The sequence below is a fragment of the Bradyrhizobium valentinum genome (genome assembly GCF_001440405.1).
Lineage (GTDB): Bacteria > Pseudomonadota > Alphaproteobacteria > Rhizobiales > Xanthobacteraceae > Bradyrhizobium > Bradyrhizobium valentinum.
In genome coordinates, this window is sequence record NZ_LLXX01000151.1 from 22720 (window position 1) to 29385 (window position 6666).

At 62.1% G+C, this 6666-nt stretch carries 8 protein-coding genes; 7 read left to right on the top strand and 1 reads right to left on the bottom strand.

Going from position 1 to position 6666, the window contains the following annotated elements; all coding sequences use genetic code 11:
* Positions 1-4 precede the first annotated feature (4 nt).
* Positions 5-832 carry a sterol desaturase family protein gene (locus tag CP49_RS26860; RefSeq protein WP_057853175.1) on the bottom strand — a complete coding sequence of 276 codons (828 nt, stop codon included), beginning with the start codon at positions 830-832 and terminating at the stop codon, positions 5-7.
* Positions 833-1142: 310 nt separating this feature from the next.
* On the opposite strand from CP49_RS26860, the gene CP49_RS26865 reads away from it, so the two are divergent.
* The 7 genes from CP49_RS26865 to CP49_RS26895 all read left to right on the top strand — a co-directional run.
* Entirely contained in the window at positions 1143-1307 is a 165-nt protein-coding gene (locus CP49_RS26865) for a Flp family type IVb pilin (protein WP_057853176.1), read from the top strand.
* Positions 1308-1512: 205 nt separating this feature from the next.
* The gene (locus CP49_RS26870; protein ID WP_057853177.1) at positions 1513-1677 is read left to right on the top strand and encodes a Flp family type IVb pilin; all 165 of its coding nucleotides are present in this window, start codon (positions 1513-1515) and stop codon (positions 1675-1677) included.
* A 196-nt stretch (positions 1678-1873) separates the two neighbouring features.
* Positions 1874-2398, top strand: a complete 525-nt coding sequence (locus tag CP49_RS26875; RefSeq protein ID WP_057853178.1) for an A24 family peptidase — start codon at positions 1874-1876, stop codon at positions 2396-2398.
* 126 nt (positions 2399-2524) lie between these two features.
* Positions 2525-3310: a Flp pilus assembly protein CpaB gene (gene cpaB, locus CP49_RS26880; protein ID WP_057853179.1), complete on the top strand. Its 786-nt coding sequence runs from the start codon at positions 2525-2527 to the stop codon at positions 3308-3310.
* Between the two features lie 17 nt (positions 3311-3327).
* Complete coding sequence (locus tag CP49_RS26885; protein ID WP_057853180.1) at positions 3328-4803, top strand: type II and III secretion system protein family protein; 1476 nt, start codon at positions 3328-3330, stop codon at positions 4801-4803.
* 21 nt (positions 4804-4824) lie between these two features.
* On the top strand, positions 4825-5565 hold the full coding sequence (locus tag CP49_RS26890; protein WP_057853181.1) for a CpaD family pilus assembly protein: 741 nt from the start codon (positions 4825-4827) through the stop codon (positions 5563-5565).
* Positions 5562-6666 (top strand): CpaE/TadZ family protein (locus tag CP49_RS26895; RefSeq protein ID WP_245310882.1); only part of this gene is annotated, 1105 nt, incomplete at its 3' end. The genes CP49_RS26890 and CP49_RS26895, both read left to right, overlap by 4 nt.

Consider the following 6666-nt stretch of genomic DNA (forward strand, 5'->3'; position numbering starts at 1 on the left):
CGGACTATTGACGGAATGGATAGGCCAGTTGCCCGGCGATCTCGTTGGGGATCTCCTGATCGTCCACACCGTAATTTTCGGGCAGCCGGTTCTCCGGCATGCGGAACGTTCCGAACAGGATATCCCAGATCGGGAAGGTGCCCGCGAAATTGGTATTGCCGCCCTCCTCAAGCGATGTGTGATGCCAGCGATGGAAGACCGGCGTGGCAAGCACATATTTGAAGGGGCCGAGCGTCCAGTTCAGGTTGGCGTGAACGAAGGCGGAGTGGAAGGTCGTGAACGGCCCGACCCACAGCATGATGTTGGGAGAAATGCCCGCGATCAGCAGGATGACGTCGACCAGGATCGTTCCGATGAACAGGTTGACGGGGTGGAAACGCGCCGCGGAGATCCACTCGAGATCTTCAGAGGAATGATGAATGGCATGGTATTTCCAGAATCCGCCGCCGTGAAACATGCGGTGCAGCCAGTACAGCATGAAGTCGGATGCAACGAGGAACAACAGCGCCTGCACCCAGAGCGGAAGCTCCGACAGCGGCCCATGGCCATTATCGTAGAACGCGATCAGTTCGTCGGCCTCATGAATGTTGAAGAGGACGGCGGCGCCGAGCACCAGCAGCCCGATGCGGAAGATGCGCGCAAATACCGGCACGAAGAACCAGTAGCAGATGTCGGTGATGAGTTCGCGCTTGCGCCACCAGGGTTTGCCCGGATTGCAGGCCCAGAAATGCGAGAGTACCGTAAACACAAGAGCGAGCGCGATCGTGACCGGAACGACCTTTGCCATCGTCTGACCTACGACCTCGATGACTTCCATTGGCAAGCTGGACATGACGGCCTCGTTCGATCGGAGACTTCAGGGGTATCTGCTCGCGCTTAAGGAGCCGTGAATCAAAGGAGCCGACCGATACATAGCGCGACGACGACGCGCGATCCTTCGCAGTCCGCTTGCATTTAATCGGACGCCTTAGTGCAGTGTTTACTGTGCTCAAGAACTGCAAGTTCCAAGCACTTTTGCGCGGTCGAATTAACTGCGCCGAAATTGTCGCACCCTAGGGTGACGCGATGGTCACGGCGCTGAGAACGTCGGCGAGACCAAACTTAAGTTCACCAGCCACGTGTGTACACAGGAGGTATCATCTATGAAGAATCTCGTTTCGCGTTTCGTGAAGGATGAGTCCGGCGCCACCGCCATCGAATACGGCCTGATCGCTGCAGGCATCTCGATCGCGATCATCACCGTCGTCAACGGCCTCGGCACCTCGCTGTCTGGCAAATTCAACGATATCTCGACCTCGCTGAAGTAAGCGACGGCTGCGAGCTAGCTTTATCGGACGCCTTAATGCGGTGTTTACTGTGCTCAAGAACTGCAAGTCCCAAGCATTTTTGCACGGTCGAATTAACTGCGCCGAAATTGTCGCACCCTAGGGTGACGCAATGGTCACGGCGCTGAGAACGCCGGCGAGACCAAACTTAAGTTCGACCAGCCACCGTGTGTACACAGGAGTTATCATGAAGAATCTCGTTTCGCGTTTCGTGAAGGATGAGTCCGGCGCCACCGCCATCGAATACGGCCTGATCGCTGCAGGCATCTCGATCGCGATCATCACCGTCGTCAACGGCCTCGGCACCTCGCTGTCTGGCAAGTTCAATAGTATCTCGACCTCGCTGAAGTAAGCGACGGTTGCGAGCTAGCTTTAAAGGCCCCGGCTTGCCGGGGCCTTTATCGTTTTGCAGAGCGCGCGCCGGAACTGGCGAGCCGCCGTCGGATATAGTTCGAACGTGCAATTTCCGGCGTTTCCCGATTGTTCACTTCTCGTGGCTAGGCTCGGCCAGAGCCTGGAGCCCGGTCAACCGCAGCCTGTGTGAACTCATGATCCTCGATACCGCTCGCCTCCTGCTGTTTCCGGCCCTGATGGCGTTTGCGGCCGCGAGCGACCTGTTCACGATGACGATTTCGAACCGGGTGTCGCTGGCGCTGATCGCCGGCTTTGTGGCGCTCGCGGTGCTGGGCGGCATGGGCCTGCACGACGTCCTCATGCATTTCGGCGCCGGCGCAGCCGTTCTGGTGGTGGCCTTTGCCTGCTTCGCGATGGGATGGGTCGGCGGCGGCGACGCCAAGGTCGCGGCCAGCGTGGCGCTCTGGTTCGGTTTCGACCATCTCCTCAATTATCTGGTCTATGCCTCGCTGCTCGGCGGGGCGCTGACGATCCTGCTGATTCAATTCCGGCAATGGCCGCTGCCCTACCCGCTTGCGGGACAAGCCTGGCTGAACCGGCTGCACGACAAGCAGAGCGGGATTCCCTACGGCATCGCGCTCGCCCTCGGCGCGCTGATCGTCTATCCGGAGACCGAGTGGATCAAGGCGATCGACCTCGCGCACCTCGCCATGCGCTGATCCAACGCCGCTAACTTTCCGTTAAGGCAATTTACACACGCCTCATTAACCATGCTTTGACGAATAGCTGGTCAACTCCCATCACGGCGACGGAAGCGTCGCAGCGTAATGTGGAAAGTGAAGCGTATGAATACCGCACGCATTGTGGTCATGGCCATCGCTCTCGGCGCCGGCGGCATTGCCGCATATCTCGCCAGCGGGTCCGGCGACAAGCCTGCGCCGGCCCAGCCGGTCGCGCAGATACAGACCGTTGATATTCTCGTCGCCAAATCGGATATCGGCCTTGGCCAGTCGGTCAAGCCGGACGATCTGCAATGGCAGACCTGGCCGGCCGCGACCAGCAGCAACTTCATCAGCCGCGCCAGCAAGGCCGACGCCATCAAGGAGATCACGGGCTCCATCGCGCGCGCGCCGTTCATCGCGGGCGAACCGATTCGCGAACAGAAGCTGGTGAAGGCCGACGGCTCCGGCTTCATGGCGGCGATCCTGCCCGCCGGCTACCGGGCCATTTCCACCGAAATTTCCCCGGAAACCGGCGCCGGCGGCTTCATCCTGCCGAATGACCGCGTCGACGTGATTCTTACCAAGCGCGACAAGAATCCGGCAGCCTCGGATGTCCCGGTTTCGGAGATCATCCTCAGCAATGTCCGCGTTCTCGCGATCGACCAGGCGCCAAAGGAAAAAGACGGCGCCAACGCGCTGGTCGGCAAGACCGTCACTCTCGAACTGAAGCCCGAGCAGGCCGAAATGCTGGCGCGATCGCGCCAGAGCGGCACGCTGACGCTGGCGCTGCGCAGCATCGCCGACATCAAGACGGTCGAGAACCTGGACGAACAGCAACTCAACAAGCGCGGCGAAAACCTCAACGTCATTCGTTACGGCGTTGCCAGCCAGCAGACGATGCAGAAGTGACCGAAAGGACGCACGATATGAAGTGCAGGGAAGTTCAGCCGATGATGCGAACGTTCATCGTCCGCGCCCTGTCGTTTTCGGCCGCGGCAGCACTCACGCTCAATCCGGCGCTGACGCCGGTGGTGGCGAGCGACTATCGCGCTGCTGCGCCGGTCGCTGCCGACGGGCAGATGAACGCGCGGTTCGTTTCGCTCGGGATCGGCAAATCGATCGTGATCGACCTGCCGCGGGAAATCAAGGACGTGCTGGTCGCCGATCCGAAGATCGCCAACGCCATCGTCCGCTCGACCCAGCGCGCCTATATCATCGGCGCCGCGGTCGGCCAGACCAACATCGTCTTCTTCGATTCCACGGGCGCGCAAATCGCGGCCTACGACATTGCGGTCAAGCGCGACCTCAACGGCGTCCGCGCCGCGCTGAAACAGTCGCTGCCGAATTCGGACGTCTCGATCGAAGGCGTCGGCGACGGCGTCGTATTGACCGGCACCGCGGCGAGCCCGATCGAAGCGCAGCAGGCCGCCGATATTGCCGCCCGCCTCGTGGGCGGCAGTGAAAAGGTCGTCAATTCGATCGCCGTCCGCGGTCGCGACCAGGTGATGCTGAAAGTCACGGTCGCCGAAGTCGCCCGCAGCATCATCAAGCAGTTGGGTATCGATCTCACTGCCAACATGAACTACGGCACTGCGGTCGTGAATTTCAACAACTCCAACCCGTTCACCGCTCTCGGCCGTCCCGCGGTCGCGGCCAACGCGCTACAGACATCGTTCGGAAGCACGCCTTCGGTCACGGCTACGCTCCGCGCGATGGAGAGCGCCGGCGTCGTGCGCACCTTGGCTGAACCCAATCTGACCGCGATCTCCGGCGAATCCGCGACCTTCATTGCCGGCGGCGAGTTTCCCGTTCCCGCAGGCTATTCCTGCGATCCGGTCACGCGCGTCTGTCAGACCCAGATCTCGTTCAAGAAATTCGGTATTTCGCTCAACTTCACCCCGGTCGTGCTGACCGAAGGCCGGATCAGCCTTCGCGTCATGACGGAAGTGTCGGAACTGTCGAACGACAACTCGATCACGCTGACGCAATCTCTCAGCAATAACTCGACGAACTCGCTGACCATACCCTCGGTCAAGACCCGCCGCGCCGAAACCACCCTGGAAATTCCCTCGGGCGGCGCGATGGCGATGGCGGGCCTGATTGCGGACCAGACCAAGCAGGCCGTCAACGGCCTCCCCGGTCTGTCGCAATTGCCGATTCTCGGCACGCTGTTCCGCAGCCGCGATTACGTCAACAACCAGACCGAGCTGATGGTTCTGGTCACGCCCTATGTGGTGCGCGCGGTGGCGCAGAAGGATCTGTCGCGGCCCGATGACGGCTTTGCCGCCGCCTCGGACCCGCAGGCCGACCTGCTCGGCAGCATCAATCGCATCTACGGCGTTCCGGGCCGCGTCGAGAAGGCACGGAATTATCGCGGCACTTACGGCTTTATCACGGACTGAGGCGGGACGATGACACCCAGGATGAAATCCACAAGACCCGCCGATCCCAGGCGCGCCCTCCGGCTCACGGGAGCGCTGATCGGTCTTTCCGTGGCGCTTGGCGCCTGCAAGCACACCACCGACGTCGTGACGACGGCGGGCCTGCCTGACGACGTTCGCCACCGTCATCCGATCGCGGTGCAGGAAGCCGATCGCTCGATCGTCGTCTTCGTCGGCCGCGGACGGGGCGGCCTTTCCGCCTCGCAGCGCGCCGACGTGATGGGCCTCGCCCAGTCCTGGCTTCGCGAAGGCACCGGCGCCATCAGCATCGACCTGCCCGTCAATACCCCGAACGCACGGGCGGCCGAGGATTCATTGCGCGAGATCCAGGCGACCTTCTCCGCTGCCGGCGTGCCGCCGCGCGCGGTCAATGTCCGCCAGTACCGCCCCGAAGACCCCAGGCACATGGCCGCGATCCGCCTCAACTATCCGAAGATTTCGGCGGTGGCCGGCCCCTGCGGGCTGTGGCCGGAGGATCTCGGACCGTCGATCCACAACAAGAACTATTTCGAAAACAAGCCCTACTATAATTTCGGCTGCTCCAATCAGCGCAATCTGGCGGCGATGGTCGACAACCCGTCTGACCTCGTGCAGCCGCGTTCCGAAACCCCAGCCTATGCGCCTCGCCGTGGCACAGCCTTCGAAAAGTATCGCAAGGGTACGTCCACCGCGACCACCTATCCCGAGGCCGACAGGGCCAAACTCAGCGATACCGGCAAATGATCACTTACGAGCGACAGAATACAGACCAGCAGCCGCATATCACGGCGCCGTCTACCGAGGATCACATCGCGCCGGCGCCGCGGGTGTCGGTGCAGGCTTTCTGCGAGACGGTGGAAACCGCGGCTGCCGTGCAGGCGGCTGGCGAAGACCGCCGCCTCGGCAAGGCTCATCTCAAGATCCAGATGGGCGGCATGGCCGCTGCCATCGAGGCCTACCGCTCGGCCCCGACCCCGAACGTCATCATCCTGGAGACCGAAGGCCGCAACGACATTCTCAACGGCCTCGACCAGCTTGCCACCGTTTGCGACGCCGGGACCCGCGTGATCGTGATCGGCCGCATCAACGATGTCATGCTCTATCGCGAACTGGTCCGCCGCGGCGTCAGTGACTACGTCATCGCTCCGGTCACCGCCATCGACGTCGTGCGCTCGGTCTGCAACCTGTTCTCGTCGCCGGAAGCCAAGGCCGTTGGCCGCATCATCGCCATCGTCGGCGCCAAGGGCGGCGTCGGCGCATCCACCATCGCGCATAACGTCGCCTGGGCGATCGCACGCGATCTGGCGCTGGATTCCGTAGTCGCCGACCTCGACCTCGCTTTCGGCACCGCCGGCCTCGACTACAACCAGGATCCGCCGCAGGGCATTGCGGACGCGGTGTTCTCGCCCGATCGGGTCGATACCGCGTTCCTCGACCGCCTGCTGTCGAAATGCACCGACCACCTCAGTCTGCTGGCCGCGCCGGCTACGCTGGACCGGGTCTACGATTTCGGCGCCGAGGCGTTCGATTCGATCTTCGATACGCTTCGCACCACGATGCCCTGCATCGTGCTCGACGTTCCCCATCAATGGTCGGGCTGGACCAAGCGTGCCCTGATTGCAGCCGACGATATTCTGATCGTCGCGGCGCCCGATCTAGCGAATTTGCGCAACACGAAGAACATCTTCGATCTCCTGAAGGCATCGCGGCCAAACGATCGCGTGCCGCTTTATTGCCTGAACCAGGTCGGTGTCCCGAAGCGGCCGGAGATCCCCGCCAGCGAGTTCGCCAAGGCAATCGAAAGCCAGCCGATCGCCACCATCCCGTTCGAGCCGCAGATGTTCG

Bases quoted from the DNA above. Each gene is read 5' to 3' on its own strand.
- CP49_RS26860 (WP_057853175.1), bottom strand. From the start codon at position 832: ATGTCCAGCTTGCCAATGGAAGTCATCGAGGTCGTAGGTCAGACGATG.
- CP49_RS26865 (WP_057853176.1), top strand. From the start codon at position 1,143: ATGAAGAATCTCGTTTCGCGTTTCGTGAAGGATGAGTCCGGCGCCACC.
- CP49_RS26870 (WP_057853177.1), top strand. From the start codon at position 1,513: ATGAAGAATCTCGTTTCGCGTTTCGTGAAGGATGAGTCCGGCGCCACC.
- CP49_RS26875 (WP_057853178.1), top strand. From the start codon at position 1,874: ATGATCCTCGATACCGCTCGCCTCCTGCTGTTTCCGGCCCTGATGGCG.
- cpaB (WP_057853179.1), top strand. From the start codon at position 2,525: ATGAATACCGCACGCATTGTGGTCATGGCCATCGCTCTCGGCGCCGGC.
- CP49_RS26885 (WP_057853180.1), top strand. From the start codon at position 3,328: ATGAAGTGCAGGGAAGTTCAGCCGATGATGCGAACGTTCATCGTCCGC.
- CP49_RS26890 (WP_057853181.1), top strand. From the start codon at position 4,825: ATGAAATCCACAAGACCCGCCGATCCCAGGCGCGCCCTCCGGCTCACG.